Annotated in this window: 25 protein-coding genes, 4 tRNA genes and 1 other RNA gene; 14 read left to right on the plus strand and 16 right to left on the minus strand. The window is 75.6% G+C overall.

Translation table 11 applies throughout. From position 1 onward, the window contains the following. The first annotated feature begins 179 nt into the window (after window positions 1–179). Entirely contained in the window at window positions 180–2,525 is a 2,346-nt protein-coding gene (locus AB0637_RS02525) for a DEAD/DEAH box helicase (RefSeq protein WP_366169750.1), read from the plus strand. On the opposite strand, the gene AB0637_RS02530 is transcribed toward AB0637_RS02525, so the two are convergent. The 8 genes from AB0637_RS02530 to AB0637_RS02565 form a co-directional block, all read right to left on the minus strand. After that, the gene (locus tag AB0637_RS02530; RefSeq protein WP_366169589.1) at window positions 2,477–2,938 is read right to left on the minus strand and encodes an Rv3654c family TadE-like protein; all 462 of its coding nucleotides are present in this window, start codon (window positions 2,936–2,938) and stop codon (window positions 2,477–2,479) included. The genes AB0637_RS02525 and AB0637_RS02530 overlap by 49 nt on opposite strands. Then, on the minus strand, window positions 2,935–3,309 hold the full coding sequence (locus tag AB0637_RS02535) for a TadE family type IV pilus minor pilin (RefSeq protein WP_366169590.1): 375 nt from the start codon (window positions 3,307–3,309) through the stop codon (window positions 2,935–2,937). The genes AB0637_RS02530 and AB0637_RS02535 overlap by 4 nt, the downstream gene beginning before the upstream one ends. After that, window positions 3,306–3,566: a DUF4244 domain-containing protein gene (locus AB0637_RS02540; RefSeq protein ID WP_366169591.1), complete on the minus strand. Its 261-nt coding sequence runs from the start codon at window positions 3,564–3,566 to the stop codon at window positions 3,306–3,308. Before AB0637_RS02540 ends, AB0637_RS02535 begins: the two co-directional genes overlap by 4 nt. Before the next feature lie 210 nt (window positions 3,567–3,776). Next, a complete protein-coding gene (locus tag AB0637_RS02545) occupies window positions 3,777–4,397 on the minus strand; it encodes a type II secretion system F family protein (RefSeq protein ID WP_366169592.1) in 621 nt (206 codons plus the stop codon). Between the two features lie 31 nt (window positions 4,398–4,428). Further along, window positions 4,429–5,052, minus strand: a complete 624-nt coding sequence (locus AB0637_RS02550; RefSeq protein WP_366169593.1) for a type II secretion protein F — start codon at window positions 5,050–5,052, stop codon at window positions 4,429–4,431. Then, window positions 5,049–6,272 carry a TadA family conjugal transfer-associated ATPase gene (locus tag AB0637_RS02555; RefSeq protein WP_366169594.1) on the minus strand — a complete coding sequence of 408 codons (1,224 nt, stop codon included), beginning with the start codon at window positions 6,270–6,272 and terminating at the stop codon, window positions 5,049–5,051. The genes AB0637_RS02550 and AB0637_RS02555 overlap by 4 nt, the downstream gene beginning before the upstream one ends. Then, the gene (ssd, locus tag AB0637_RS02560; RefSeq protein ID WP_366169595.1) at window positions 6,269–7,447 is read right to left on the minus strand and encodes a septum site-determining protein Ssd; all 1,179 of its coding nucleotides are present in this window, start codon (window positions 7,445–7,447) and stop codon (window positions 6,269–6,271) included. The genes AB0637_RS02555 and ssd overlap by 4 nt, the downstream gene beginning before the upstream one ends. Window positions 7,448–7,836: 389 nt before the next feature. After that, window positions 7,837–9,903 carry a penicillin-binding transpeptidase domain-containing protein gene (locus AB0637_RS02565; RefSeq protein WP_366169596.1) on the minus strand — a complete coding sequence of 689 codons (2,067 nt, stop codon included), beginning with the start codon at window positions 9,901–9,903 and terminating at the stop codon, window positions 7,837–7,839. Between the two features lie 46 nt (window positions 9,904–9,949). Here AB0637_RS02565 and AB0637_RS02570 point away from each other — a divergent pair. The 3 genes from AB0637_RS02570 to AB0637_RS02580 all read left to right on the plus strand — a co-directional run bounded on the left by AB0637_RS02570 (window position 9,950) and on the right by AB0637_RS02580 (window position 11,597). Next, window positions 9,950–10,041 (plus strand) — tRNA-Ser (locus AB0637_RS02570). Between the two features lie 175 nt (window positions 10,042–10,216). Beyond that, window positions 10,217–10,289, plus strand: a tRNA-Arg gene (locus tag AB0637_RS02575). Window positions 10,290–11,012: 723 nt separating this feature from the next. After that, window positions 11,013–11,597, plus strand: a complete 585-nt coding sequence (locus AB0637_RS02580; RefSeq protein WP_366169597.1) for a histone-like nucleoid-structuring protein Lsr2 — start codon at window positions 11,013–11,015, stop codon at window positions 11,595–11,597. Between the two features lie 97 nt (window positions 11,598–11,694). Here the strand turns inward: AB0637_RS02580 and AB0637_RS02585 are convergent, their stop codons facing one another. The 3 genes from AB0637_RS02585 to upp form a co-directional block, all read right to left on the minus strand. Continuing rightward, on the minus strand, window positions 11,695–12,483 hold the full coding sequence (locus AB0637_RS02585; RefSeq protein ID WP_366169598.1) for a PH domain-containing protein: 789 nt from the start codon (window positions 12,481–12,483) through the stop codon (window positions 11,695–11,697). A gap of 56 nt (window positions 12,484–12,539) precedes the next feature. Continuing rightward, a complete protein-coding gene (locus tag AB0637_RS02590; protein WP_366169599.1) occupies window positions 12,540–12,701 on the minus strand; it encodes a hypothetical protein in 162 nt (53 codons plus the stop codon). A 228-nt stretch (window positions 12,702–12,929) separates the two neighbouring features. Further along, the gene (gene upp / locus AB0637_RS02595; RefSeq protein ID WP_366169600.1) at window positions 12,930–13,565 is read right to left on the minus strand and encodes a uracil phosphoribosyltransferase; all 636 of its coding nucleotides are present in this window, start codon (window positions 13,563–13,565) and stop codon (window positions 12,930–12,932) included. A gap of 114 nt (window positions 13,566–13,679) precedes the next feature. On the opposite strand from upp, the gene AB0637_RS02600 reads away from it, so the two are divergent. The 3 genes from AB0637_RS02600 to AB0637_RS02610 all read left to right on the plus strand — a co-directional run bounded on the left by AB0637_RS02600 (window position 13,680) and on the right by AB0637_RS02610 (window position 14,884). Beyond that, the gene (locus AB0637_RS02600; RefSeq protein WP_366169601.1) at window positions 13,680–14,243 is read left to right on the plus strand and encodes a hypothetical protein; all 564 of its coding nucleotides are present in this window, start codon (window positions 13,680–13,682) and stop codon (window positions 14,241–14,243) included. Beyond that, complete coding sequence (tadA, locus tag AB0637_RS02605) at window positions 14,240–14,713, plus strand: tRNA adenosine(34) deaminase TadA (RefSeq protein WP_366169751.1); 474 nt, start codon at window positions 14,240–14,242, stop codon at window positions 14,711–14,713. Before AB0637_RS02600 ends, tadA begins: the two co-directional genes overlap by 4 nt. An 84-nt stretch (window positions 14,714–14,797) precedes the next feature. Continuing rightward, window positions 14,798–14,884 (plus strand) — tRNA-Ser (locus AB0637_RS02610). Window positions 14,885–14,940: 56 nt separating this feature from the next. Here the strand turns inward: AB0637_RS02610 and AB0637_RS02615 are convergent. The 3 genes from AB0637_RS02615 to AB0637_RS02625 form a co-directional block, all read right to left on the minus strand. Further along, complete coding sequence (locus tag AB0637_RS02615; protein WP_366169602.1) at window positions 14,941–15,636, minus strand: LytR C-terminal domain-containing protein; 696 nt, start codon at window positions 15,634–15,636, stop codon at window positions 14,941–14,943. Between the two features lie 41 nt (window positions 15,637–15,677). After that, window positions 15,678–15,977, minus strand: a complete 300-nt coding sequence (locus tag AB0637_RS02620) for a type II toxin-antitoxin system VapB family antitoxin (protein ID WP_366169603.1) — start codon at window positions 15,975–15,977, stop codon at window positions 15,678–15,680. Between the two features lie 109 nt (window positions 15,978–16,086). Continuing rightward, a tRNA-Ser gene (locus AB0637_RS02625) sits at window positions 16,087–16,171 on the minus strand. 109 nt (window positions 16,172–16,280) lie between these two features. On the opposite strand from AB0637_RS02625, the gene ffs reads away from it, so the two are divergent. From ffs to AB0637_RS02655, 6 genes are all read left to right on the plus strand, one after another. Next, window positions 16,281–16,377: signal recognition particle sRNA small type (gene ffs, locus AB0637_RS02630), an RNA gene on the plus strand. Between the two features lie 101 nt (window positions 16,378–16,478). Continuing rightward, a complete protein-coding gene (locus tag AB0637_RS02635) occupies window positions 16,479–18,734 on the plus strand; it encodes a DNA polymerase III subunit gamma and tau (protein ID WP_366169604.1) in 2,256 nt (751 codons plus the stop codon). 65 nt (window positions 18,735–18,799) lie between these two features. Beyond that, entirely contained in the window at window positions 18,800–19,399 is a 600-nt protein-coding gene (recR, locus tag AB0637_RS02640; protein WP_366169605.1) for a recombination mediator RecR, read from the plus strand. After that, complete coding sequence (locus tag AB0637_RS02645) at window positions 19,392–19,973, plus strand: DUF5063 domain-containing protein (RefSeq protein ID WP_366169606.1); 582 nt, start codon at window positions 19,392–19,394, stop codon at window positions 19,971–19,973. Before recR ends, AB0637_RS02645 begins: the two co-directional genes overlap by 8 nt. A gap of 93 nt (window positions 19,974–20,066) precedes the next feature. Beyond that, the gene (locus AB0637_RS02650) at window positions 20,067–21,359 is read left to right on the plus strand and encodes an aspartate kinase (RefSeq protein WP_366169607.1); all 1,293 of its coding nucleotides are present in this window, start codon (window positions 20,067–20,069) and stop codon (window positions 21,357–21,359) included. After that, window positions 21,356–22,426, plus strand: a complete 1,071-nt coding sequence (locus AB0637_RS02655) for an aspartate-semialdehyde dehydrogenase (protein WP_366169608.1) — start codon at window positions 21,356–21,358, stop codon at window positions 22,424–22,426. Before AB0637_RS02650 ends, AB0637_RS02655 begins: the two co-directional genes overlap by 4 nt. A 61-nt stretch (window positions 22,427–22,487) precedes the next feature. On the opposite strand, the gene AB0637_RS02660 is transcribed toward AB0637_RS02655, so the two are convergent. Both AB0637_RS02660 and AB0637_RS02665 read right to left on the minus strand, forming a co-directional pair. Beyond that, a complete protein-coding gene (locus AB0637_RS02660) occupies window positions 22,488–22,904 on the minus strand; it encodes a hypothetical protein (RefSeq protein ID WP_366169609.1) in 417 nt (138 codons plus the stop codon). A 50-nt stretch (window positions 22,905–22,954) separates the two neighbouring features. After that, a complete protein-coding gene (locus AB0637_RS02665; RefSeq protein WP_366169610.1) occupies window positions 22,955–23,338 on the minus strand; it encodes a hypothetical protein in 384 nt (127 codons plus the stop codon). Between AB0637_RS02665 and AB0637_RS02670 the strand changes: the two genes are divergently transcribed. Next, the gene (locus AB0637_RS02670; protein WP_366169611.1) at window positions 23,333–24,457 is read left to right on the plus strand and encodes an NAD-binding protein; all 1,125 of its coding nucleotides are present in this window, start codon (window positions 23,333–23,335) and stop codon (window positions 24,455–24,457) included. The two genes, AB0637_RS02665 and AB0637_RS02670, sit on opposite strands and share 6 nt — an antisense overlap. Window position 24,458 lies beyond the last annotated feature (1 nt).

Consider the following 24,458-nt stretch of genomic DNA (forward strand, 5'->3'; position numbering starts at 1 on the left):
GCATTCAACCACCACGCAGCGTGAGGGGCCTGCCCAAGGCGTGCCCGTCCCGGTGCCGGGGCGGGCGCGGGGGTCCCGCTCGGGCACTGCGCGGGGTGACACTGGACGACGTGAGCGTCGGTGGGAGCGTCGGTGGGAGCGGAGCCGGCCGCGCCGGTGGCGACCCCCGCTGGCAGCGGCTGCTGGACGCCGGCCTGCGCTCGGACCGCGTCCGCCACGTCGAACAGCTCCCCGCCCGTCCCGGGGTGCGCCTGCCCTGGCCCGCGTGGGCCGACCCCGAGGTCGTGGCCGCCCTGGAACGGGGCACCGGCGGGACGCCGTGGCGGCACCAGGTCCTGGCCGCGGAGGCCGTCCGCGCGGGGCGCTCGACCGTCCTGTCCGCGGGGACGGCGTCGGGCAAGTCCCTCGCCTACCAGCTGCCCGTCCTGACGGCGCTGCGCGAGACCGCGCTGAGCTCCCCCAACGGCAAGGGGGCCACGGCGCTCTACCTGTCCCCGACGAAGGCGCTGGCCGCCGACCAGGACGCCCGCCTGCGCGCCCTCGGCCTCGACCGGCCGCTGACCAGCACGTACGACGGCGACACCCCGCCGGAGGTGCGGCGCTGGATCCGCGAGCACGCGGCCCTCGTCCTGACGAACGTCGACATGCTGCACCGCTCGGTCCTGCCCGGTCACGAGCACTGGGCGAGCTTCCTGCGGCGGTTGCGCTACGTCGTGGTCGACGAGCTGCACACCTACCGGGGTGTCTTCGGCTCCCACGCGGCCGCCGTCCTGCGCCGGTTGCGCCGCCTCGCGGCCCGCTACGGGTCCGAGCCCGTGTTCGTGCTCGCCTCGGCCACCGTCGCCGACCCGGCCACGACGGCGCACCGCCTCACCGGGCTCGACGTGCACGCCGTCACCGAGGACTCCTCGGCCCGTCCGGCCGTCTCGGTCGCGCTCTGGGAACCCCCGCTGCGGCCGGGGAGCACCGACCCCACCGCCGCGCCCGGTGCGCGGACGGAACGGCGCACCGCCACGGCCGAGGCGTCGGACCTGCTGGGCGACCTCGTCCTGGAGGGCGTCCGCACCCTCGCCTTCGTCCGCAGCCGCACGGGGGCCGAGTCCGTGGCCGCCGGGGCGCGGCGGCGGCTGGCCGACGTCGACGAGGACCTCGCCGGGAAGGTGCTGGCCTACCGCGGCGGGTACCTGCCCGAGGACCGGCGCGTGCTGGAGGAGGGGCTGCGCTCGGGCCGCGTCGTCGGGATGGCCACGACGAACGCCCTGGAGCTCGGCGTCGACGTGGCCGGGCTGGACGCCGTGCTCGTCGCGGGCTGGCCGGGGACCCGGGCCTCCTTCTGGCAGCAGATCGGCCGCGCGGGACGCCGCGGGACGCCGGCGCTCGGCGTCTTCGTCTCGCGCGACGACCCGCTCGACACGTACCTCGCCCACCACCCCGAGGCGCTGTTCGGCGCCGGGGTCGAGGCCACCGTCCTGGACCCCGACAACGTCTACGTGCTCGCCCCGCACCTGGCCGCCGCGGCCCAGGAACTTCCCCTCACCGAGGCCGACCTCGACCTGTTCGGGCCGGTCGCCCGCGACGTCGTGGACCTCCTCGTACGGCGGGAGATGCTGCGGCGCAGGGCGAACGGCTGGTACTGGACGCGTCGCGACCGCGCCGTCGACCTCACCGACCTGCGCGGTGCCGGCGGCAGCGTCCGGATCGTCGAGGACGTCACGGGCCGCATCCTCGGCACGGTCGAGGCGTCCTCGGCCGACTCCGCCGTCCACGACGGGGCGGTGCACGTGCACCAGGGCCGCACCTACCTCGTCGACCGCCTCGACCTCGAGGACTCCCTCGCCGTCGTCCACCTCGAACCCGACCCCGGTTACACGACCCACGCCCGCTCCAACTCCGACGTGCGCATCCTCGGCGTCGACGGCACCCGCACCGCCGGACCCGTCACCGTGTCCTCCGGCGTCGTCGAGGTGACCAGCCGCGTCACGGGGTTCCTGCGCCGGCGCACCGGCACCGGCACGGTCCTGGGGGAGCAACCGCTGGACCTGCCCGAACGACGGCTGCGCACCCGCGCCGTCTGGTGGACCCTCGACGTCGACGTCGCCGAGGGCGTCCTGGGCGACGTGCTGCGCCTGCCGGGGGCCCTGCACGCCGCCGAGCACGCCTCCATCGGTCTGCTGCCGCTGCTCGCGACGTGCGACCGCTGGGACCTCGGAGGGCTGTCCACCGCCCTGCACCCCGACACCGGCCGACCGACCGTCTTCGTGCACGACGCCGTCCCCGGCGGGGCGGGGTTCGCCGACCGCGGCCACGACCGGTTCCTGGAGTGGACCACCGCGACCCGGGACGCCGTGGGCGCGTGCGGGTGCGAGGACGGCTGCCCCGCGTGCGTGCAGTCCCCCAAGTGCGGCAACGGGAACGAGCCGCTCGACAAGGCCGGCGCGGTCGCCGTCCTCGACGTCCTGCTCGGCGCCGTCAGCGCTCACTGGGACGTCCCCGCGGTCGGCACAGCGTCACCCGACGTGGCCTGATCCGGCGTGGCCTGACCCGACGTGGCCTGACCCGACGTGGCCTGACCCGACGTGGCCTGACCCGCACGGGCCGTCGCCCGGGCCGGGCCCAGCAGACCCGCCGCCCCGGCCGCAGGGACGAGCGCCGTCACCGTGACGCTCCCGTCGGCGGCCACGGCGCACGCCCCGGCCGCGGCCCCCTGGGCGTGCAGGACGGCGGCCGCCCGGGCGCACGGGTCGCCCGTCGCACGCCCCACGGCGACGTCGGCGCCCGCGAGCGCCGCGAGGTCGGCGGCCGCCTCCGCCCGGTGCCGGGCGACGACGGCGCTCGCCAGGGCGAGCACGACGAGCAGCAGCGAGAGCAACGCGGCGCACGCGCCGACCACGACGACCGAGCCGCTGCCCCCGTCGCGCGGACCCCGTCGCGCGGTCACGGCGTCTCCACGGCCGCGGTGGCCGCACCGCGGGCCAGCACCGTGCCACCCACCGGACCGGCCAGGCGCCGGGTGGCGCTGACCTCGACCGTGACGGTCGCCGACCCCGCCGCGGTCCCGGTGGCGACCCGGACGGTGGCGCCGTCCGGGCCTGCGGCGTGGGCCACCTGCCGCACGACGTCGACGGACTCGCCGCGGGCCGCGACCCGGGCGGCGGCCCGCGCCGCGTCGACGCACTGCAGCTGCGTCACCACGACCCGGACCGCCCCGAGCGCCAGGGCCAGCAGGACGACCACGGCGGGCAGCAGGAGCGCGAACTCGGCCGTCACCGACCCGCGGTCCTCCCGCCCGTCCACCCCGGCGCCGCTCACCCCAGCGTGAGGGCCTGCCGGACGATGCCCAGGAGCATCCCCCGCACCTCGTCGCTGCGGAGCACGGCGATGAGCAACCCGGCGAAACCGCAGGCGGCCAACGTCGCCATCGCGTACTCGGCCGTCGCCATCCCCGCGTCCCGGGGTTCCCCGCCGTCCCGTTCGCGCCGCACGAGTTCCCGCAACCCCAGGCCCCGCAGCCCGGGTTCCGGGCGCCCGGGTTCCAGGGCGACCCCTCCCACGGTCCCCCGGTCCACCACAGAACCCTCCAGCACAGAACCCTCCCGCACAGAACCCTCCACCGCTGGACCCTCCACCTCGTCGTCGCGCACCGTGTCCTCCTCCTCGCCGCAGCACCGGGAAACCCCGGCCCGCAACCACTCTCACCGTCCGGCCGCCACCGGGGAACCGCGTCGGGCGGGCCTGTGGACGAAACCCCCGGGCCGGAACCTGTGGAGACCGGGACGTCACCCGAGCACGTCCCCGGCCAGGCTGAGGACGACGGGGACGACGCCGAGCAGCAGGAACGCCGGCAACGTGCACACCCCGAGCGGGAGCACGAGGCCGGCGGCGAGCCGCGCCGCCGCCGCCTCGGCCTCCCAGCGCCGCCGGTCCCGGCCCGACGCGGCCGCGGACCGCAGCAGGTCCGCGACCGGGGCACCCGTGCGTGCCGACAGGAGCAGCGGATCGGCCACGTCGTCCCACCGTCCGGGTTCCTCGGCGAACGCCTCGGCGCACCCCTGCGGACCCGAACCCCACGACAACCGGGCCGCGGCCCGCTGGACCGCGGGTTCGGGGGCGAAACCCTCCCCGACGAGCGCGTCGAGGACGGCCGTGAGGGCGCGTCCCGGCGGCAACCCCGCGGTCACGGCGGCCGCCAGCAGGTCCGCGACGAGGGCGGCGTCGGCGCGCGGGACGACGGGTTCCCGGGACGCGCCGCGCGACAGCGCACCGCGGCGCCACCACCCGTGACGCCGGCTCGCCCCGTCACGGCGACCGCGCCCCGGCACGAGGACGGCACCGGCGAGCAGGGCCGCCACGCAGACCGCGGCGGCCGGTGCCCCGAGGTCGGGCCACGGTCCGCTCACCGGGACCACCGACGGGTCCACCCACGGGGCCTCACCGGCCGGCCCGTTCCGCGCGGCGGACCAGCCGCGCACTCCACCGGTGCCCGAGCACCAGCAACGCGACCCCGGCCACGAGGCACAGCCGTCCGGGCGCCGACGTCAGCAGCACCTCCCAGGGCCGGGCCCCGAGGAGTGCGCCGAGCACGACGCCGAGCAGGGGCAGGGCCGAGACCGTGCGGGCGCTGACCCGGGCCCCGGCCAGAGCGGTCCGGACGGCCGCCTCGGCCGCGGCGTCGGCCCGCAGTCCGGCGGCGCACGCGTCGAGCGCCTCGGCCGCGGGGGCTCCCGTGGCCGCGACCAGGCGCCGCACCGTCCGCAGGACCTGCGCCTCGCGCTCGCCGCCGTCGGGGGACGCCCCGTCCCCGAGCACCGCCCACGCCGTGGCGGGCGCGACACCCGCGCGCAGCAGGGCCGCCGCCTGCTCGGCGCTGCGGGCGGCGGTGAGGCCGGGCGCCGGGACCGCCGAGCTCCCGGACCCCCGCGGACGACGGACCCGAGGCCGTCGCCGCCCGCCCCGCCGACCCTCGGCCGGCGGCCGCCGCCCGGGGCGCAGGACCGCCGCGGCGAGCAGCAGTCCCGCGACGACCAGCGGGGTCGCGGCCCCCGGACCGCTCACGGCAACGCCTCGAGGTGAGCGGCGGGGTCGGCCGCGAGGTCGGCGGGAACCCCGTCCGTCCACGTCCCCGGCCCGAGGCGGTCGTGCAGCCGCGCGAACCCCGAGGCCCGGCACGCCCCGGCGGGTCCCCGCACGATGGCCGGGACGACGCCGACCCGGCCGTCGTGCCGGTCCACGACGCCGACCTCCGCGACGGCCCGCGTCCCGCCGCGCCGGTCCACGTGGACGACGACGTCGACCCCCGCCAGCAGCTGCGCGTCCACGACGGCGGGGGCGACCCCGGCGGTGGCCGCCAGGGCGTGCAACCGCACCGGGACGTCGGAGGCGGTGTTGGCGTGCACCGTGCCGGCCCCGCCCGCGTGCCCGGTGTTGAGCGCCGCCAGCAGGTCGCGGACCTCCGCGCCGCGGCACTCCCCCACCACGAGGCGGTCCGGGCGCATCCGCAGCGCCTGCCGCACGAGGTCGTCCAGACCGACCGCGCCGCGGCCCTCGACGTTGCCGTGCCGCGCCTCCAGGTGGACGACGTGCGGGTGCTCCGGACGCAACTCCCCCGCGTCCTCGACCAGGACGATCCGCTCCGACGGTGCGACCAGGCCCAGGAGCGCCTGCAGGAGCGTGGTCTTGCCGGTGCCGGTGCCGCCGCTGACGAGCAGCGAGAGGCGCCCGGCGACGACGGCCCGCAGCACCGGCCCGAACCCCGGGGGCACCGCGCCCGAGCGTTCCAGCTCGTCGAACCCGAGGCGGCGCACGGCCGGCACCCGCAGGCTCAGGTGGGTCCCGGCGGGGGCCAGCGGGGGCAGCACCGCGTGCAGCCGGGTGCCGTCGGGCAGCCGGGCGTCGACGAAGGGGCTGGCCTCGTCGAGGCGGCGGCCCGCCCCCGCGGCGAGCCGGACGGCGAGGGGACGGACCTCGTCCTCGCCCGCCAGGGACAGGTCCGCGCGCCGCAGCCCGGCCCCGTCGTCGACCCACACGGCGCCGCCGCCGTTGACGAGCACGTCCGTCGTGCCGGGGGCCTCGAGCAGGGGCTGCAGCCGCCCGGCCCCCGTGAGGGCGGCGCCGACGCCGTCGAGGAGACGGAGCAGGTCGGCCGCCCCGAGCACGACCCCTTCGGCGCGGGCGGCCGCGGCGACCGCGGGTGGGTCCGGTGGCGTGCCCTCGCGCGCCAACCGGTCCCGGACCGCCTCGACGACCCCGCCGAACCCGGCGTCGGCGGCCCTCACCGCACCCCGCCCGCGACGGGGGTCCGGTCCCCACCGCGGTCGTGCGCCCAGTCCCTCGCCAGGGTGGCGGCCACGGCGCGCAGGCTGCTGCGGCGACCCCCCGGCACGCCCTCCCCCAGCTCCAGGGCCGCGTCGAGACCGCGGTCCGGGCGCACGACGCCGGCCAGCGGTGCCCCGGCCGCGTCCGCGACGTCCTCGGGGTCCAGTCCCACCCCGGCGTCGCGCACGACGAGGCGGGTCCGCGTCACCCCGGCCACCCGCAGCTCGTCGAGCACGGCGCAGGCCGCCGCGGCCCCCCGCGTCGTCCCGGGGGTGACGACGAGGAGGTCGTCGCACGCGCCGAGGACGGGGCCCAGACCCGCCAGGGCTCCCCGGGGCAGGTCGACCACCGTCGCCGCGAAGGCGCGGCGGGCCGCGTCGAGCACCGTCCAGACGGCCTCGGGGTCCGGACCGGGGCCGCCACGGCGGTCCGAGGGCAGCACGTGCAGGCCCGCGCCGAGGTGGACGGCCGAGCGCAGGACGTGCGGTCCCAGCCGCCCCTGCACACCGGCCAGGTCCCCCCAGCGCAGCCCGGGCAGGGCGTCACCGCCGACGAGGAGGTCCAGACCGCCGGACCGCGGGTCGCCGTCGAGCAGCAGGCACCCGCCGAGGGTGTCGGCCAGCGCACGGGCGAGCCCGGCGGCGAGGACGCTGGCTCCGGCGCCCCCGGTGCCGCCGACGACGCCCACCACCGGCCCGCGGCGGCCGCGGCCGTCGGCGACGTCGGACAACCGCTCCAGCAGCCAGTCCTGCGCCTCGGGCAGGACGACGGCGTGGTCGGCGTCCAGACCCGCGGCCTCCTGCCACCACACCGGGTCCAGGGGCGCCCGGCCCACGACGACGAGGGGCACCCCGGGTCGCCGCAGGGCCGACAGGCGGTCCAGGTCGGCGTCGACGCCGGCCAGGACGAGGACGGTGTCGTCCTGGTCCGCGGGGCCGGGACCGTCGCGGTGCAGCGGACTGCCCGCCGCGGCCGCGAGCCGCACGAGCGCGGCGGCCAGCTCCTCGTCGCCCGTGACGAGGACGACGGTTCCCTGCGCGGGGGTGGACCCGGGGCGGTGGGAGGCGCTGCGGGGGCGGTCGGGGTGCCGGGCGGGGTGGGGCACGGGTCGGCGGCCGGGTTGCTGGGTGGGCACGGGGGCTCCTCGCGTCGGTGGGAGGACCACACTGGTCACGCGGGCGAGCGCCGGGCCCCGTGCGGCGGCCCGCCTGTGGACACGCGCGGGGCGGGCGGGGCTGTGGACACCGGATCGACACGGCGGGGACAGGACACGCCGGGGTGTGGACGAGCGGAGGGGGAAGTGGAGACGGCCCCCGCTGGGGGGGAGCGGGGGCCGTCAACGGTCCGGCTCGGGGGGGATGAGCCGGGCCGCATGTAGCCCACAGGGCGTACTCCAGCATCCTCACCCCTGGCAGGGCCGGTTGGCAATTCCTCCACGCCGACTGACGGAGAATTCGTGTCGGCCCGGTGGACTCTGCACGCGGCGCGGTCGCAGTTCCCGCACCGGACCCGCACAGGAAGGGGTCAGGAACCCCCCGTGTAGCCCCCCGCGGCGGCGATCCGACCCAGGAAGTCCCCGGCGACGGGGGCGGCGACCGTTCCCCCGGACACCCCGTCGGTGACGAACACCGCGAACGCCAGCCCGTCCTGGTACCCGATCGTCCAGGCGTGGGTCGCCGGCGGGACCGCGGTCCCGTACTCGGCCGTCCCGGTCTTGGCGTGCACGGGCGCACCGGGGACGCCGGCCAGCACCGTCGCCGTCCCGGACGTCACGACGTCCCGCATGAGGTCGCCGATGGTCCCGAGCAGAGCGGGTTCGGGCAGGGTCGCGGGCGCCGACGGGGCCGTGGGCGCCGGGTCGACGACGACCTGGGGCCGGCGCAGTTCCCCCGCGGCCACCGAGGCGGCCGCGACCGCCATCGCGAGGGGGGACACGAGCGTGCGGCCCTGCCCGAAGCTCGCGGCGGCCAGGTCGACGGCGGACTCCGCCGTCGGGACCGTCCCGGGGAACGCGTCCACCCCCGTGGCCCACGGCGCCCCCACGCCGAGCGCCGCGGCCGCGGTCGGCAGGTCGTCGTCGCCGAGACGGGGACTCAGGCTCGCGAAGGCCGTGTTGCACGAGCGGGCGAAGTCGGTGCGGAACGGGAGGTCACCGAACGCCTCGCCCTCGAAGTTCGAGAAGGACCGCCCGTCGACGGTGTACGTGGGCGTGCACGGGACGTTCTCCCCCACGTCGAGCCCGTGCCGCAGCAGGGCCAGGGTGGTGACGACTTTGAACGTCGACCCCGGTTCGAAACGTCCGGTGAGCGCCCGGTCGCCCCCGTCGACGGGGTAGTTCGCGACGGCGACCACGTCCCCCGTGGCGACGTCCACCGCGACGAGCGCGGCCTCCGCGGCACGGGCGGCGAGGGCGTCGTCCGCGGCGCGCTGGACCGCGGCGTCGAGAGTGGTGGTGACGGCCTGTCCGGGCAGGGGAGCCACCCGGAACAGTTCCGAGGAACTGGCGTCGGCACCGCCCGCGGCCTGCACGGTGATCCCCACCCGGCCCGCGAGGCGTTCGTCGTAGGTCTCCTGCAGCCCCGACAACCCCGCCAGGTCGCCGGCCTCGTACCGGCCGCGCGACGCCTGGACGACCTCGGCAGTCGCCTGCCCGACGCCGCCGAGCAGGGCCCGGGCGAAACCCCGCGTCGGCGCCAGCGGCTGGGTCGACTCGGCGAACACCGCACCGGGGATGGGTTGCAGGACGGCGCGCTGGGCGTCGTAGTCGCTGCGGCGCAACGTGATGACGTCGACGAACGCGGTGGGGGCGGCCTTCTGGATGCGGGTGGCCAGCGCCGCGGGGTCGACGCCGAGCGCGGCGCCGAGGGCGTTGGCCGTCGCGACGGGGTCGGTCGTGCGGGAGGGCTGCACGCCGACCCGCACGACCGGGGTCGCGGTGACGACGGGCGACCCGTCGCGACCGAGGACGTCCGCCCGCGCCGGAGCCGTCCGGTCCACCTGGAACGTGGAACCCGAGACCAGCGCGGGGTGGACGAGGGCGGGTTCCCACAGGGGCCGCCAGGTGTCCTCCACGCGCGCGAACCGGGCGGTCGTCCCGTACGCGAACCGTGCGCCGGCGGGGGCGCCGTGGGTCGCGGCGAGGTCGAACACGACCTGCAGGGCCGCGGCGGCCGTGCGGGGGTCCTGCTGGTCGACCGTCACCGAGGTCACCGAGACCGCGGGCGCCGGCTCGGCGAGGTCCCCGGTCAGGCGGGCGTACTCGGCGGCCACGTCGGCGGGCAGCTGGGCGCCGGCGGGCGCCTGGAAGCGCACGCGCCCGAGCGTTCCGCCGGACCAGGCCGCGGCGAGGGCGTCGGCCGCGGCACGCACCTCCTCCGCCGGGTCGTCGCGGCGGCCGGAGACGAGCCACCAGGCCCCGGCCCCGGCGCCCGCGACGAGGACGGCGGACCCGGCGGCGACGACGGCGCGGCGCCCCAGGTGCCGGGGCCCCGGGCCGGGGGGCGAGCCGTCGGGCGTCCCCCCGGGGGCCCCGGTACTGCCTCCGGTGGGCTCGGGCGGGGTGGGACCGGGGTCCGGTGCGTTGTCGGTCATCGTCGGTGATGCTCGCACGTCACGGGCTGCTAACCTTCGAAGCGTTGGAGGCGTCGCATAGTGGCCTAGTGCGCCCGCCTGCTAAGCGGGTTGGGGGCCAACACCCCCTCGCGGGTTCAAATCCCGCCGCCTCCGCCAGGGCCGAGGGCCCCGGTCGCACCACGCGGCCGGGGCCCTCGCTCGTTCCACGGGCCCGGGACCGCCCCCCACCCCTGCAGCGACCTGAGCGCGACCCCTTGCGGCGCAACCGATTGGTGACCACGCCGGAAGCCCGCTACAGTAGGTCCAGTCAGCGCGCCTCGGCGCGCCGGACGCGCCCGTAGCTCAACGGATAGAGCATCTGACTACGGATCAGAAGGTTAGGGGTTCGAATCCCTTCGGGCGCACACAGCAGCTGAGAGGCCCCCGGGACGTCCCGGGGGTCTCTCGCCGTGTGGGGCCACCCCGCGAGCCGCCCCCGTGAGCCGTCGGCGGGCCGGCCCCACCCCTTCGGCCACCACCCGGTCCGCCGCGACCGTGGGTGACGGCGACGGACCACCACAGGACCGGAACCCGAAAATGCGCGAACCGCTCCCCCGGCCCCGCGACGAGGACCGGAAAACGACCCCCGGCTCCGCGCGGAATCCGCCGCGGGCCCGCGGCCACGACCGCCTCCGGAACAGCGTGGGAACCCGGCGGGAACTCCCCCGGGAAGGCGCCGGGGAACGTCCGGGGGAACGCACAGGGATCTCACCCCACCCCGGGTCCGGTCCTCGACGGGACCCCGTCGCGCCCAGCCCCCGGGGCCACGCACCGGAGCAGGACGGGGTGGTGCGCGGGCGGTGCGGGACAGCCGGGAACAGGCCGGGAACCCCTGGCCGACAACCCGGCCGGGGCGCCACCGAACGCGGATCCCGCGGGCGCGGAACGGGTTCTCCGATCCGCCTCCCGTTCAGCCCCCCAGTTCCCCGGTGAGCGGTTCCGCACAACTCCTCCACGGAGATCACGGCGCGGATACCGCGAGAAGGGGGAACTGCGGCGAGAATCACTCGTTCGATGCGCGAACTCCCGGAGAACTGTGGTTCCATTGGTCACGCATGATTCCAGCCAACTTCCCCCGGGAGCCCAGCATGGCAAGTCACGACGTTGCACTGAAGGTGGCCACCGAACTGCCCGTCGGTGCCGTCGACCTCGAGATCCCCGTCAAGCGGAACGGTCGCAAGATCGGCACCTTCACGGTGAACGCGAACGGTGTCTCGTGGAACCCGGCGACCGCGAAGGCCGCCACCACCGTGACGTGGGAAGACCTCCCCGCCGCGCTGGCCGGCACCCCCGCCGCCGCCCCGGCCGCTGCGGCCCCGGCGAAGAAGGCCGCTCCGGCCAAGAAGGCGGCTCCGGCGAAGAAGGCCGCCGCCAAGAAGGCCGCCCCCGCACCGGTCGAGGAAACCCCGGCGCCCGTCGTCGAGACCCCGGCCCCGGCCGCCACCGCGACGAAGAAGGCGACGACCAAGTCGGCCGCCAAGTCCGCCGCGAAGTCGACCGCCGCCGCGAGCACCACCAAGAAGGCCGCCACCAAGAAGTCGACCCCGGCGGCCTCCTCCTCGGCCGTGGACGCCCGCGCCGTGCGCGAGTGGGCCGCTGCCAACGGGATCGCCGTCGCCCCGCGCGGCCCGATCTCCTCCAGCATCATCGACCAGTTCAAGGCCGCTCAGTGAGCTGAGCCCCACCTGGAACGCCCGAGAGGGGGCGGGATCTCCGGATCCCGCCCCCTCTCGCACGTCCGCCCTCCGGTGACGGTGACGTCCCCCGTCCTCAGCGGAAGCGCGGCGGCAACGCCTTCCGCGCGATGCGCCGCACCCGGGTGCCCCGCCGCCGGGGCGCGTCCACGGCCCCGACCTCGCCGAACAGCTGCTCGCAGATGCGGACGTACACCTGGTCCGGCATGGGCAGCCGGTCCACGTCGCTCAGGGCCTGGTCCTGGCCGGCGGATTCCATGACGAGCTCGCCGTAGCCGAGGAAGCGCCCGAGCAGCGAGCGGTTGTAACTCATGTCCGTCACCTTCGACAGGGGCATCATCGCCACCTGCCGCTTCACGACGCCGTAGGTCAGCAGCAGCCGCTTGTCCGTGGCGATGAACCAGTCGCCCCGCCACTGCAGCCACCGCCAGAAGGCTCGCCCGAGCAGGACGAGCCAGGCGAGGAAGGTGACGTTCGGGAGGTAGGCGACGTCGCCGGCCTGGGCCACGAGCCAGAACCAGCCGGCCAGCCCGACGACGCTGCTCAGGACGGGTTCGGCGAGGACGACCAGGTGCCGCCGCAGGCAGACGAGGCGCTTCTCGGTGCCGAGGACGTAGCGCTGGACGCGGCGGGGCGGTCGCTCCCACAACGGGTCTGCGCCCCGGCCGACCGGGCGGGGACGTCGCCCGCCGGATCGCGCGCCGTCGTCCTCGTCGCTCTCGTCGTCCTCGTCGTCGACGAGGTCACCGGCCGGCAGCGGGTCGTCGTCCAGTTCCGGCAACCGCGAGGCCTCACCGTCCTCGTCGTGCACCACGCGCCAGGTGCCGTCCCGACGGGACTTGCGCAGCCGGGTGCCGGAGAACATGACGAGTTCCCGGCCCTCCTCGTCGAGGTCCGGCTCGTCGCGGTGCCGGTCGTGCTTCAGCTGAGCAACCCGTTGAAGAAGCTCATGATGCTGTTGACGGCCGTCCCCAACCATTCCCCGACGCCGCGGACGAAGCTCGCCGCCTGGTCGGGCGAGCGGTAGACCGCGTAGAGGGCGAAGACGACCAGGACCCACCACAGAACTCGGCGCCACTTCACGGCCCGGCTCCCTTCCGACGTTCCCCGGGAACGCCCTGCTGCTCACCGAACGAGGACACGACTGCGCTGATCGGGGGACATCCTGCCGGAAAGGGCCGCGCAGCACGAAGCCCCGCGCCGCGGAACGCGCAGCGCGGGGCCGGTGGGTCCTCGCGGACCCGGGTCCGGGAACCGTGCGGGGAACGGGCCGAGAACCCGGCGGGATCCCCGCGCTCGCTCCCCGGAGGATCAGACGACGCCGTACAGACGGTCCCCCGCGTCGCCGAGGCCGGGGACGATGTACCCGTTCTCGTCGAGCCGCTCGTCGACGGCGGCCGTGACGACCGTCACCTGGGCGTGGTCGTCGAACGCCGTCCGCACGACCTCCAACCCCTCCGGGGCGGCCAGCAGGCAGATCGCCGTCACGTCCTGCGCACCGCGGTCCAGGAGGTAGGTGATGGCGGCCACGAGGGTTCCGCCGGTCGCGAGCATCGGGTCCAGCACGAAGCAGTGCCGGCCCGTCAGGTCGTCGGGGAGACGGTTCGCGTAGGTCGTCGCCTGCAGCGTCTGCTCGTCCCGGATCATGCCGAGGAAGCCGACCTCGGCCGTCGGCAGCAGCCGGACCATGCCGTCGAGCATCCCCAGACCCGCACGCAGGATCGGCACGACGATCGGTTTCGGGGAGCGGATCCGTACCCCCGTCGTGGGTCCGACCGGGGTGGTGATCGGGTGCGGTTCGACCGCGACGTCCCGGGTGGCCTCGTAGGCCAGCAGCGTCACCAGTTCGTCGGCGAGGCGGCGGAACGTCGGGGAATCGGTGCCGCGGTCCCGCAGGGCGGTCAGTTTGTGGGCGACGAGGGGGTGGTCGATGACGGACAGGCGCATGAGGCCCCAAAGTACGCCGCCCGGGCCCGGCGCGACGAGCGGCGGGCTTTCCCACCAGCGACGACACCACCGCACCGGTGGCCCCGGCCCACCTGCTCCTGCCACGATGGGTGCGTGGCGTACTTCACCGCAGTCCTTGCCCCCGAGGGTTCCGGCGCCGACCGCGGCTGGCGGTCGGTCGACATCGACCTCGAGGCGGGTTCTCCCGACGAACTCGGCGACGCGTTGCGCGGCACCGTCGACGACGACCGGCCCGTCCTGGCCGTCCTGGAACGCGAGGACGAGTGGTTCGCCCTCGTGCGCACCGACGGCGACATCGACGTGAAGGTGTTCGTCTCCGACGCCGTGGCGGCCGCCGAGAGCGCCTACGCGCCGCTGTTCGCCGAACTGCCCGCCGCGACGGGGCTGCCCGTCCGCGCGGCGGCCGTCGACGACGACGAGGACGACACCGACGAGGACCCGGACGAGGAGGAGGCGGCGGCCGAGCCGACGAGCGCGCGCAGCGAGTCCGGGATCGCGGAGGACGTCTGGGCCGGTGACCCCGAACTGCTGGGTGACCTCGGGTGCCCGGCGGACGTCCTCGTCCGCCTCGCCACCTCCAGCGCCGACCCGGCCACCGCCACCGTGGAGATCGGCGAGCTCCTCGGCTGCGCCGACGTGCTCGAGTCGCTGCGCTGAACGGACTCGCCACCCCCGCCGCGTGGTCGTCGTGGCTCGACGCGGCCCTGGCTGAAGCCCGCGCCTGCCTGAGCACGGGTGACGTCCCGGTCGGGGCGGTCGTCGTGGACGCCGCCGGCACGGTGCTCGGTCGCGGCCACAACGAGCGCGAGGCGTCCGCCGACCCCACCGCGCACGCGGAGGTCCTCGCCCTGCGCGCGGCCGCGCGGGCGCGCGGGGAGTGGCGGCTCACGGGGTGCACGCTCGTCGTGACGCTCGAACCGTGCGTCATGTGCGCGGGGGCGACCGTCCTGTCCCGCGTCGACCGCCTGGTCTTCGGGGCCTGGGACGCCCGGTTCGGAGCGGCGGGCTCGTTGCGCGACGTCGTGCGCGACCCCCGGCTGAACCACGTCGTCGAGGTCGTCGGCGGCGTCCGCGAGGTCGAGTGCCGGACCCTCCTGGACGACTTCTTCGCGCAGCGGCGAGCGTGACGGACGACCCGTCACGCCGTGTAGGGTGGTCTAGCGACGCAACGCGGTCGGTCCCAGACCGGTGCAGCGGGGGGTCGTGGACAAGGTGATGTGTCCGAGCGGCCTAAGGAGCACGCCTCGAAAGCGTGTGAGGGGGCAACTCCTCCGTGGGTTCAAATCCCACCGTCACCGCGTCGTGCGAAGGGCCCCGGAACCACGGTTCCGGGGCCCTTCGTCGTCGGTGCGGCTCAGCAGGTCTTCGCGCCGGGCGGCAGCGGGGCCACGAGGGCACCCTCGCCCAGCATCTGCTGGTAGCCGTCGCCCAGGCTGAGCGTGATCACCTTCGCCGCCGGGTCCGGGACGAGCTGGACGTCCGGGAAGCGGGCCGCGACGGTGACGGCCTGCTGGACCGCCGCCTCGGGGTAGGTGACGACGGCCGTGCCCGGTCCCGCGGGCGCCGAGGCGTTGCCGACGGTCCCCACGACGAACCCGCGCGTGCGCAGCTCCCCTGCCACCGAGGCCGCCAGCCCCCGCCGACCCGTGCCGTTGAGGACGTCGACGGTGACCTGCCCGGGGGTGAGGAGCGCGGGCCGCGTGGCCGGCACGCAGCTCGGCGAGGGCGCCGCCGACGGCGTCGTCGTCCGGCCGGGCTGCCACCGGTCGCTCCACACGAGGTAGGCGCCGCCGCCGACCGCGAGCACGAGGACGACCACGACGGCGAAGACGAGGCGCTGGCGCACCAACCGCGCCCGCCGCCGGCCCGTGAGCCGCTCGTAGGACTCGACGTCGAGGTCGTCGTCCACCTCGGGCAGGACCACCGCGTCCCGTCCCTCGTCGGACCCCCGACCGCGGCGCCCCTCCTGCTGCCCGCGCTGCTGCTCGTGCTGGTCGTCGTGCTGGTCGTCCTGCTGGTCGTCCTGCTGGCCGTCGTGTTCCCGTGCCACTGCTCCCCCTCGCCGTCCCCGTGCGACTCTCGGTCCGGCTCTCAGTCCGGCAGCGTCAGGACGCGGGCGTGCAGGACCTGGCGCTGGTGCAGCGCGGCCCGCACGGCGCGGTGCAGGCCGTCCTCGAGGTAGAGGCGGCCGCGCCAGGACACGACGTGGGCGAAGAGGTCGCCGAAGAAGGTGGAGTCCTCGGCCAGCAGGGCGTCGAGGTCCAGCGTCCGCTTCGTCGTCGTCAGCTCGTCGAGCCGCACCTGCCGAGGGGGCACCTCGGACCACTGGGCGACCGACTCGTACCCGTGGTCGGGGTAGGGGCGCCCTTCGCCGACGGCCTGGAAGATCACGGTGCTGGAGTCTAGAGGTGGTGCGGCGCACCGCCGCGGCACCGCGCCGAAGTGCCGGGAGAACCAGCGAGGCCCGCCCCGGAACGTGTCCGGGACGGGCCTCGTGCGGCGGAGGATAGGGGATTTGAACCCCTGAGGGCGTTAACCCAACACGCTTTCCAAGCGTGCGCCATAGGCCACTAGGCGAATCCTCCAGTGCCTCCAGCGTAGCGCGCCGTGACGGGTGCTCGTGACGGCACCCACCGCCGCCACCCCCGCACGCGGGCGGTTGGACCCGGGGCCCACGGCTGTCGTACGGTGTGGCCAGACCCCTCGTGCGGCGTCACCCCGTCAAACCCCCCCAGGGCCGGAAGGCAGCAAGGGTAGATGGGCTCTGGCGGGTGTGCGGGGGGTCCCTTGCGCCCCCCCTTGCTCCCCGTCCACCTCCCCGTCCAGCTCCCCGTCCACAGGCCTCCGTCGCGACCGGCGGTCGTGTCGCAGGGGCGGGTTAGCCTCGGACCCGTGACGACAGCGCTCTACCGCCGCTACCGGCCCGAGGCCTTCTCCGAGGTCATCGGCCAGGACCACGTCACGACCCCGCTCATGCACGCCCTGTCCAAGGGCCGGGTGACGCACGCGTACCTCTTCTCCGGCCCGCGCGGCTGCGGGAAGACGACGAGCGCCCGCATCCTCGCCCGCTGCCTGAACTGCGCGCAGGGCCCCACGCCGACGCCGTGCGGCACCTGCGACTCCTGCCAGGACCTGGCCAACGGGGGCGGCGGCAGCATCGACGTCGTCGAGATCGACGCCGCCTCGCACAACGGCGTCGACGACGCCCGGGACCTGCGCGAGCGCGTCTCCTTCGCCCCGGCGCGGGACCGCTTCAAGGTCTACATCCTCGACGAGGCCCACATGGTCACGCCGGCGGGCTTCAACGCGCTGCTGAAGACGGTCGAGGAACCCCCGCCGCACGTGAAGTTCATCTTCGCGACGACGGAACCGGACAAGGTCCTCACGACCATCCGCTCCCGGACCCACCACTACCCCTTCCGCCTCGTCCCGCCGGCCCAGCTCACGACCTACCTGGGGGAGCTGGCCGAGAAGGAGGGCGTGCAGATCGGCAAGGGCGTCCTGCCCCTCGTCGTGCGCGCGGGCGGCGGGTCGGTGCGCGACACCCTGTCGGTCCTGGACCAGCTCATCGCCGGCGCGGGCGACGACGGCGTCACCTACGACATCGCGGTGGCGCTGCTGGGCTACACGCACGCCTCCCTGCTGGACGACGTCGTCGAGGCGATCGCCGCGGGCGACGCCGCGACCGTCTTCCGGGCCGTCGAACGCGTCGTCGACACGGGGCAGGAACCCCGTCGCTTCGCCGACGACCTGCTGCAGCGCCTGCGCGACCTCGTCATCGTGGCCGCCGTCGGCGACGCGGCCGGCGACGCGCTCGCCGTCCCCGAGGACGCGCTCGAGCGGCTGCAGGCCCAGGCCACGCACCTCGGCCGGGCCGAGCTGTCCCGCGCCGCCGACGTCGTCGCCGCCGGGCTGGAGCAGATGACCGGGGCCACGTCGCCGCGGTTGCAGCTGGAGCTCCTGTGCGCCCGCCTGCTCCTCCCCGGTGCGGATGCCGACGGCGGGCTCGGCACGCGACTGGACCGGCTCGAACGCCGGATCAGCGCGGCGGGCGGGGTGCCCGTCGCGGGTCCGCCCGCCCAGCCGGCACCGCCCCGCGAGAGCGCACCGAACCCCGTCAGCGCGCCCCCGGCCCGGCCCGACAGCGCCCCGGCGCCCGCTCCGACGCCCACCCCCACGGACCCGGAGCCGACCCAGACCCCGTCCTCGTCCTCGTCCTCGTCCTCGTCCCCGGCCGGTCCGTCCTCCGGCGGGTGGCCCACCGCGCGCACGCCCGGGTCCCCGGAGCCGGAGGGGCGCGCCCCCGCACCGGCGCGCACCCCGCCCGGCGCCCCGTCCGGCGGTGCCCAGTCCGGGTCCTCGGCCCCGACCCCCGTCCCGGTCGACGCCCCTCCGCCGCCCGCCCCGGCCGCCGGCGGCGACGCCGAGACGGTCCGGCGGTTGTGGACGGAGGTGCTCGGGACGCTCTTCACGATCAAGCGCCTCACGTGGTCGCTCGTGGCCGAGAACGCGACCGTCGCGGACTTCCGCGGGGGCGTGCTCAGCCTGCAGTTCCGCTCGCCGCAGCTCGCCGCGCGGTTCGCCCGCGGCAACGACGCGGGGTTCGTCGCCGAGGCGCTGTTCCAGGTCACCGGCATCGAGGCGAAGGTCCAGGCCGTCGGCGCGGAGTCCCCCGGCGGCGGGGGCGGCGGTCAGCGGGGTGGGCAGCGTCCCTCGCGGGGTGGTTGGTCCTCCCCCGCGCCCGCGACCCCCGCACCCGCCGCGGCTCCCCCGCGGCCGGCGGCACCGGCGCCCCAGCAGCCGGCGCAGCAGCAGGCCCCGCAGCAGCGCGCGTCCCAGCAACCGGCCGCCGCACCGTCCTCGGCACCGGTCTCGACGGGCAACGACTACTACGCCGACGTCCCCCCGCCGGAGGAACCCATCGACGACCCGGGCGAGGAGCAGCTGTCCCGCCCGCGGCGGTCGGAGGCGACCGCCGACGCCCCGGCCGCACCCACCGCGACCTCCACCCCGGCCCCGGCCGTCGCCGTCTCCCCGGAGGAGGACACCCCGAGCCGGGACGACGAGGACGCGGAGGACGCCGGGCTCGTGGGCATCGCGGTCGTGGAGCAGATCCTCGGCGGGCGGGTCCTCAGCGACGACGCCTGACGCCACGGGGCCACCCGTCACGCTCGGCGGTCCGCCCGCTGCGGTCGGCCACGTAGTCTCCTCGTGTGTACGAAGGAGTCGTCCAGGACCTGATCGACGAGCTCGGTCGGCTCCCCGGCGTGGGACCCAAGAGCGCGCAGCGCATCGCGTTCCACCTGCTCGCGGCCGACGCGGCCGACGTCAAGCGCCTCGCGGAGGTGCTGACGGAGGTCAAGAGCCGCGTCCGGTTCTGCACCGTCTGCGGGAACGTGGCGCAGGAGGACCTGTGCCGGGTGTGCCGCGACCCGCGGCGCGACCCCACCGTCATCTGCGTGGTCGAGGAGGCCAAGGACGTCGTCGCGATCGAGAAGACGCGCGAGTTCCGCGGCCGGTACCACGTGCTGGGCGGGGCGATCAGCCCCATGGAGGGGATCGGGCCGGACGACCTGCGGATGCGCGAGCTGCTGTCCCGCTTGTCGGACGGCACGGTGACCGAGACGATCATCGCGACGGACCCGAACCTCGAGGGCGAGGCGACCGCGACGTACCTGGCGCGGTTGCTGAAGCCCATGGGGATCGCGGTGACCCGTCTGGCCTCCGGCCTCCCGGTCGGCGGCGACCTGGAGTACGCGGACGAGGTGACGCTCGGGCGGGCGTTCGCCGGACGGAGGTCCCTCGATGGCTGACCCGACCCCCGACCCCACCGAGCTCACGGGCCTGGTGCAGCTCGCGGACGCCACGGCCGCGGAGGTGCGCGCCTACCTGTCCAGCGTCACCGAGGTCGCGACGGGGCGGATGGACTCGACGGCCCTGTCCGTCCTGCTGCTCGCCGTGAGCCAGACGCTCGTCACCGGTGCCCGCCTCGGCGCGGTGGACGACATCGTCCCGGCGCGCCGCTTCGAACCGGACGCCGGTCCCGACCCGGACGTCGACCCGGTCCGCGCGAGCCTGGCCAACGTCCTGGAGGGCCTGGACGACTACGCCGACGTCGTCGACCCCCTGACGAACGCCAAGCTCGTGCGCGGCGCCCTGTCCGACGACCTCGCCTCGGTCGCCGCCGACCTCGAGCACGGTCTGCGCCACCACGAGCGCGGTGACGTCACCGAGGCGCTGTGGTGGTGGCAGTTCTCCTACCTGTCCTCCTGGGGCCTGCGCGCCACGGCGGCGCTGCGGGTGCTGCAGTCGCTGCTGGCGCACCTGCGGCTCGACGTCGACGCCGAGACCGCCTCCGACGCGGAGTTCGACGCCCTGCACCCCTGAACCGCCCCCGCCCGGTGGACACATTGCCCAGCAGGTCAGCGCGGGCCTGGGCACGGCCCGGGGCACCCTGAGCGGGTCCGTAGAATCCCGCTCGTGGCTCTCGTGGTGCAGAAGTTCGGCGGTTCCTCGGTCGCTGATGCCGACGGCATCAAGCGTGTCGCGAAGCGCATCGCCGCGACCAAGCGCGCCGGCCACGAGGTCGTCGTCGTGGTCTCGGCGATGGGTGACACGACGGACGAGCTCATCGACCTCGCCGAGCAGGTCAGCCCCATGCCCCCGGCCCGCGAACTGGACATGCTGCTGACCTCCGGCGAGCGGATCTCGATGGCGGTCCTCGCCATGGCGATCTCGAACCTGGGTCTGGAGGCGCGCTCGTTCACGGGCTCGCAGGCCGGGGTCATCACCGACTCCTCCCACGGCCGCGCGCGCATCATCGACGTCACCCCGGGGCGCATCCGCTCCGCACTCGACGAGGGCGCCATCGCCATCGTCGCCGGGTTCCAGGGCGTCAGCCAGGACACGAAGGACATCACGACGCTCGGCCGCGGCGGCTCGGACACGACGGCCGTCGCGCTGGCAGCAGCACTCAAGGCCGACGTCTGCGAGATCTACACCGACGTCGACGGCATCTACACCGCCGACCCGCGCATCGTCCCGACGGCCCGGAAGATCAACCGGATCGTGACCGAGGACATGCTGGAGATGGCCGCCAACGGAGCCAAGGTCCTCATGCTCCGCTGCGTCGAGTACGCCCGGAACTACGACCTCCCGATCCACGTGCGCAGCTCCTTCAGCCCGCACGAGGGCACCTGGGTCACCGACTTCCCCATCCCCGCCGCGCTCAGCGCCAACGCCCCGGAGGAACCCGTGGAACAGCCGATCATCTCCGGCGTCGCGCACGACGACAAGGAAGCGAAGATCACCGTCGTGGGCGTGCCGGACAACCCCGGCACCGCCGCCGCGATCTTCAAGGCCGTCGCTCAGGCGGAGATCAACATCGACATGATCGTGCAGAACGTCGCCGCCGGGGCCTCGGGCCGCACGGACATCTCCTTCACGCTGCCCAAGGCCGAGGGCGCGACGGCGATCGCCGCGCTCGAGAAGGAGAAGACGTCGATCGGGTTCGAGCGCCTCGAGTACGACGACCAGATCGGCAAGGTCTCGCTCATCGGCGTCGGGATGCGCTCGCACCCGGGCGTCTCGGCCACGTTCTTCGAGGCGCTGGGCAGCAAGGCCATCAACATGGAGATGATCTCGACGTCCGAGATCCGCATCTCGGTCGTCACCCGCGCCGACCAGTTGAACGACGCCGTCCGCGCGATCCACACCGCGTTCGGCCTGGACGCTGACGCAGAAGCCGTGGTCTACGGAGGTACCGGACGATGAGCACCCGCAAGCCCACCCTCGCGGTCGTCGGTGCCACCGGCGCCGTCGGCACCGTGATGCTCGGCATCCTGTCCCAGCGCCCGGACGTGTGGGGCGAGATCCGCCTCGTCGCCTCCGCCCGCTCGGCCGGCAAGGTCCTGCAGGTGCGCGGCGAGGACGTCGTCGTGCGCGAGCTGACGCCTGAGGTCTTCGACGGCGTCGACGTCGCGATGTTCGACGTGCCCGACGAGGTCTCCGCGGTGTGGGCGCCCATCGCCGCGGAGCGCGGGGCCGTCGCCGTCGACAACTCCGGCGCGTTCCGGATGGACGACGAGGTGCCGCTCGTGGTGCCCGAGGTCAACGGGGCCGCGGCGCGCAACCGCCCCAAGGGCATCATCGCCAACCCGAACTGCACGACGCTGACGATGATGGACGCCCTCGGCGCCCTCCACGACCGGTGGCAGCTCACCGAGCTCGTCGTCGCCAGCTACCAGGCCGCCTCCGGCGCGGGGCAGCCCGGTGTCGACCGTCTGTACGACGAGATCGAGGTCGTCGCGGGTCAGCGGACCCTCGGCTCCACGGCCGGCGACACCGCAGAGCTCGTGTCCGAGAAGCTCGGCGACGACTCCCCGTTCCCGACGCACCTCGCCCTCAACGTCATCCCGGTCGCGGGGTCGCTGAAGGACGGCGGCTGGACGAGCGAGGAGCTCAAGGTCCGCAACGAGTCCCGCAAGATCCTGGGCATCCCCGACCTCAAGGTGTCCGCGACCTGCGTCCGCGTGCCGGTGCAGACGACGCACTCCCTCGCGGTGCACGCGACGTTCGCCCGGCCCGTCACGGTCGCCGAGGCGACCGCGGCCCTCGAGGCGGCCCCGAGCGTCGAGGTCCAGGACGACCTGGCGAACGGCGTCTTCCCGACGCCGGCCCGCACGGTCGGCGGCGACCCGACGGTCGTCGGCCGGATCCGGCAGGCGCTGGACTTCCCGAACACGCTCGACCTGTTCGTCTGCGGGGACAACCTGCGCAAGGGCGCCGCGCTCAACACTGCGCAGATCGCCGAACTGGTGGCGGCCGAGCTCACCGCCTGACCGACCGCTCGCCGCGAAGGCCCCGACCGTCGAGACGGTCGGGGCCTTCGTCGTCCTGGGCTCAGAGCCCTCGGATCCCCAGGGCGGCGTTGTGGGCCCGGCACCGGGCGTACCCGGTGGCGGCCGACACGGCGAAGGCCGCGATCCAGACCGGGATCGTCACGACGAGGGACACCCCGAACGTGATCGTCGCGAGGAACGCCGCCAGCGGCGCGCAGACCACCTGGGCGACGATGAACGTCACTCCCAGCCCGACCTGGCCCGCGTAGCAGTTCCCGGCCCCCAGCCAGAGGAACGAGAAGAGGACCGCCAGCCCCGGCGTCTTGGCCGGGACGAACACGACCGGCCGCGGAGCCTGCCCGTACGGCACGAGCGGGGCCGACGGCGGGGGCTGGGGCTGCCACGCCTGCCGTTCGCGCACCGGGTCGCGGTCCTGCCACGCCCCGCCGTCGCGTGGCCCTGGTCCGTAGCCGCTCATCCCGTCCCCCGTTCGTCGAACCGCCATCGTGGCAGTCGTCGACGCGGCTGTCAGGACCCGCCGGGCTCCGGGTCCACGAGCAGTTCCCGGCAGCGGGTGCGGGCGGAGGACCCGGCGACGGCGACGGCGGCCAGCCACACCGGGACCGAGACCAGGAGCGAGACGCCGAGGGTGACGGAGGCGAAGAGGCCGGCGAGCGGGAGGCAGACGAGCTGCGCGAGCGCGAGCGTCACGCCGAGCCCGACCTGACCGGCGTAGAGGTTGCCGGCGCCGAGCCACAGGAACGTCAGGAGCACCGCCACCCCGGGGCGGCGGCTCCGGGCGAGGACGGCCGGCGGCAGCGCCACGTCCACCACCGCGGCCCCCGCGGTCGCGACAGCGGTCTGCGGCGCGCCCGGCCAGGCCCGGTCGTCGTCCCACTCGTGTCCGTGCACGTCGTGCCCCCGCTCGTCGGCGCCATCGTGACACCCGACCGGGCCGTGCGCCCGGCAGCGCGCCGGGCCGGCGATCACCCGCGCGACGCGACGGCACCCGTGCAGCAGACTGCGGGGGTGGCCGAGACCGTCTCCCGACTGCGCCTGCCGGTGCGGCGTCCGACCCCGCCGGTCCTGGCCATCGCCGGTCGCTTCGCCGTCGCCCTGGGGCTCGTGCTCGTCAGCTGGGGCGTCGTCTACCTCGAACGGGACGGCTACCGCGACAACGTCGACGGCACCCTCTCGGGGCTGGACGCGCTCTACTACACGACGGTCACGCTCTCGACGACCGGCTACGGCGACATCGTCCCGGTCACCGACGGGGCCCGGCTCGTCAACGCGCTGTTCGTGACGCCGGTCCGGATCCTCTTCGTCGTCATCCTCGTCGGCACGACCATCTCGGCGCTCACGGAGCGCTCCCGCACGGAGATCCGCCTCGCGCGGTGGAGGGCCCGCATGCGCGACCACGTCATCGTCCTCGGCTACGGCACGAAGGGCCGCAACGCGGTCCGCGAGCTGCGGGCCACGGGCACGCCCGCCGACCGCGTCCTCGTCGTGGACCGCAGCCCGCTCGCGACGGCGGACGCGGCCCGCGACGGCTACCTGTGCGTCACGGGTGACGTCACGCGCTCGGAGACGTTCGTGACGGCTCTGGCCGACCGCGCCCGGACGGTCCTCGTCGCGGTCGACCGGGACGACACCGCGATCCTCGCGACCCTGGCCCTGCGCCGGGTGAACACCCGGGCCACGGTCGTCGTCACCGCCCGCGAGGCCGAGCACGCCGACCTGCTGCGGCAGTCCGGTGCGAACTCCGTCGTCGTGACGAGCGAGACGACGGGCCGGTTGCTGGGCCTGGCCGCCGGCAGTCCGGCGGCCGTGGAGGTCGTGGAGGACCTCGTCTCCTTCGGGTCGGGTCTGGACCTGGAGGAACGGGCGCTGCGGCCCGAGGACGAGGGCCGGCGTCCCGGCGACCTCGACGTCCCGGTCCTGGCGGTGCTGCGGGACGGGCGCACACTGCTCTACCACCAGGTGACGACCCTGCAGGCCGGTGACCGGCTGCTGCAGGTCACCGGCCGCTGAG

It is taken from the genome of Kineococcus sp. NPDC059986 (genome assembly GCF_040702905.1).
Lineage (GTDB): Bacteria > Actinomycetota > Actinomycetes > Actinomycetales > Kineococcaceae > Kineococcus.

Coding starts and splice junctions, on each gene's coding strand:
- AB0637_RS02565 (WP_366169596.1), bottom strand. CDS start 9,903: ATGACCGACAACGCACCGGACCCCGGTCCCACCCCGCCCGAGCCCACC.
- AB0637_RS02580 (WP_366169597.1), top strand. CDS start 11,013: ATGGCAAGTCACGACGTTGCACTGAAGGTGGCCACCGAACTGCCCGTC.
- AB0637_RS02585 (WP_366169598.1), bottom strand. CDS start 12,483: ATGTTCTCCGGCACCCGGCTGCGCAAGTCCCGTCGGGACGGCACCTGG.
- upp (WP_366169600.1), bottom strand. CDS start 13,565: ATGCGCCTGTCCGTCATCGACCACCCCCTCGTCGCCCACAAACTGACC.
- AB0637_RS02645 (WP_366169606.1), top strand. CDS start 19,392: ATGGCTGACCCGACCCCCGACCCCACCGAGCTCACGGGCCTGGTGCAG.
- AB0637_RS02655 (WP_366169608.1), top strand. CDS start 21,356: ATGAGCACCCGCAAGCCCACCCTCGCGGTCGTCGGTGCCACCGGCGCC.
- AB0637_RS02660 (WP_366169609.1), bottom strand. CDS start 22,904: ATGAGCGGCTACGGACCAGGGCCACGCGACGGCGGGGCGTGGCAGGAC.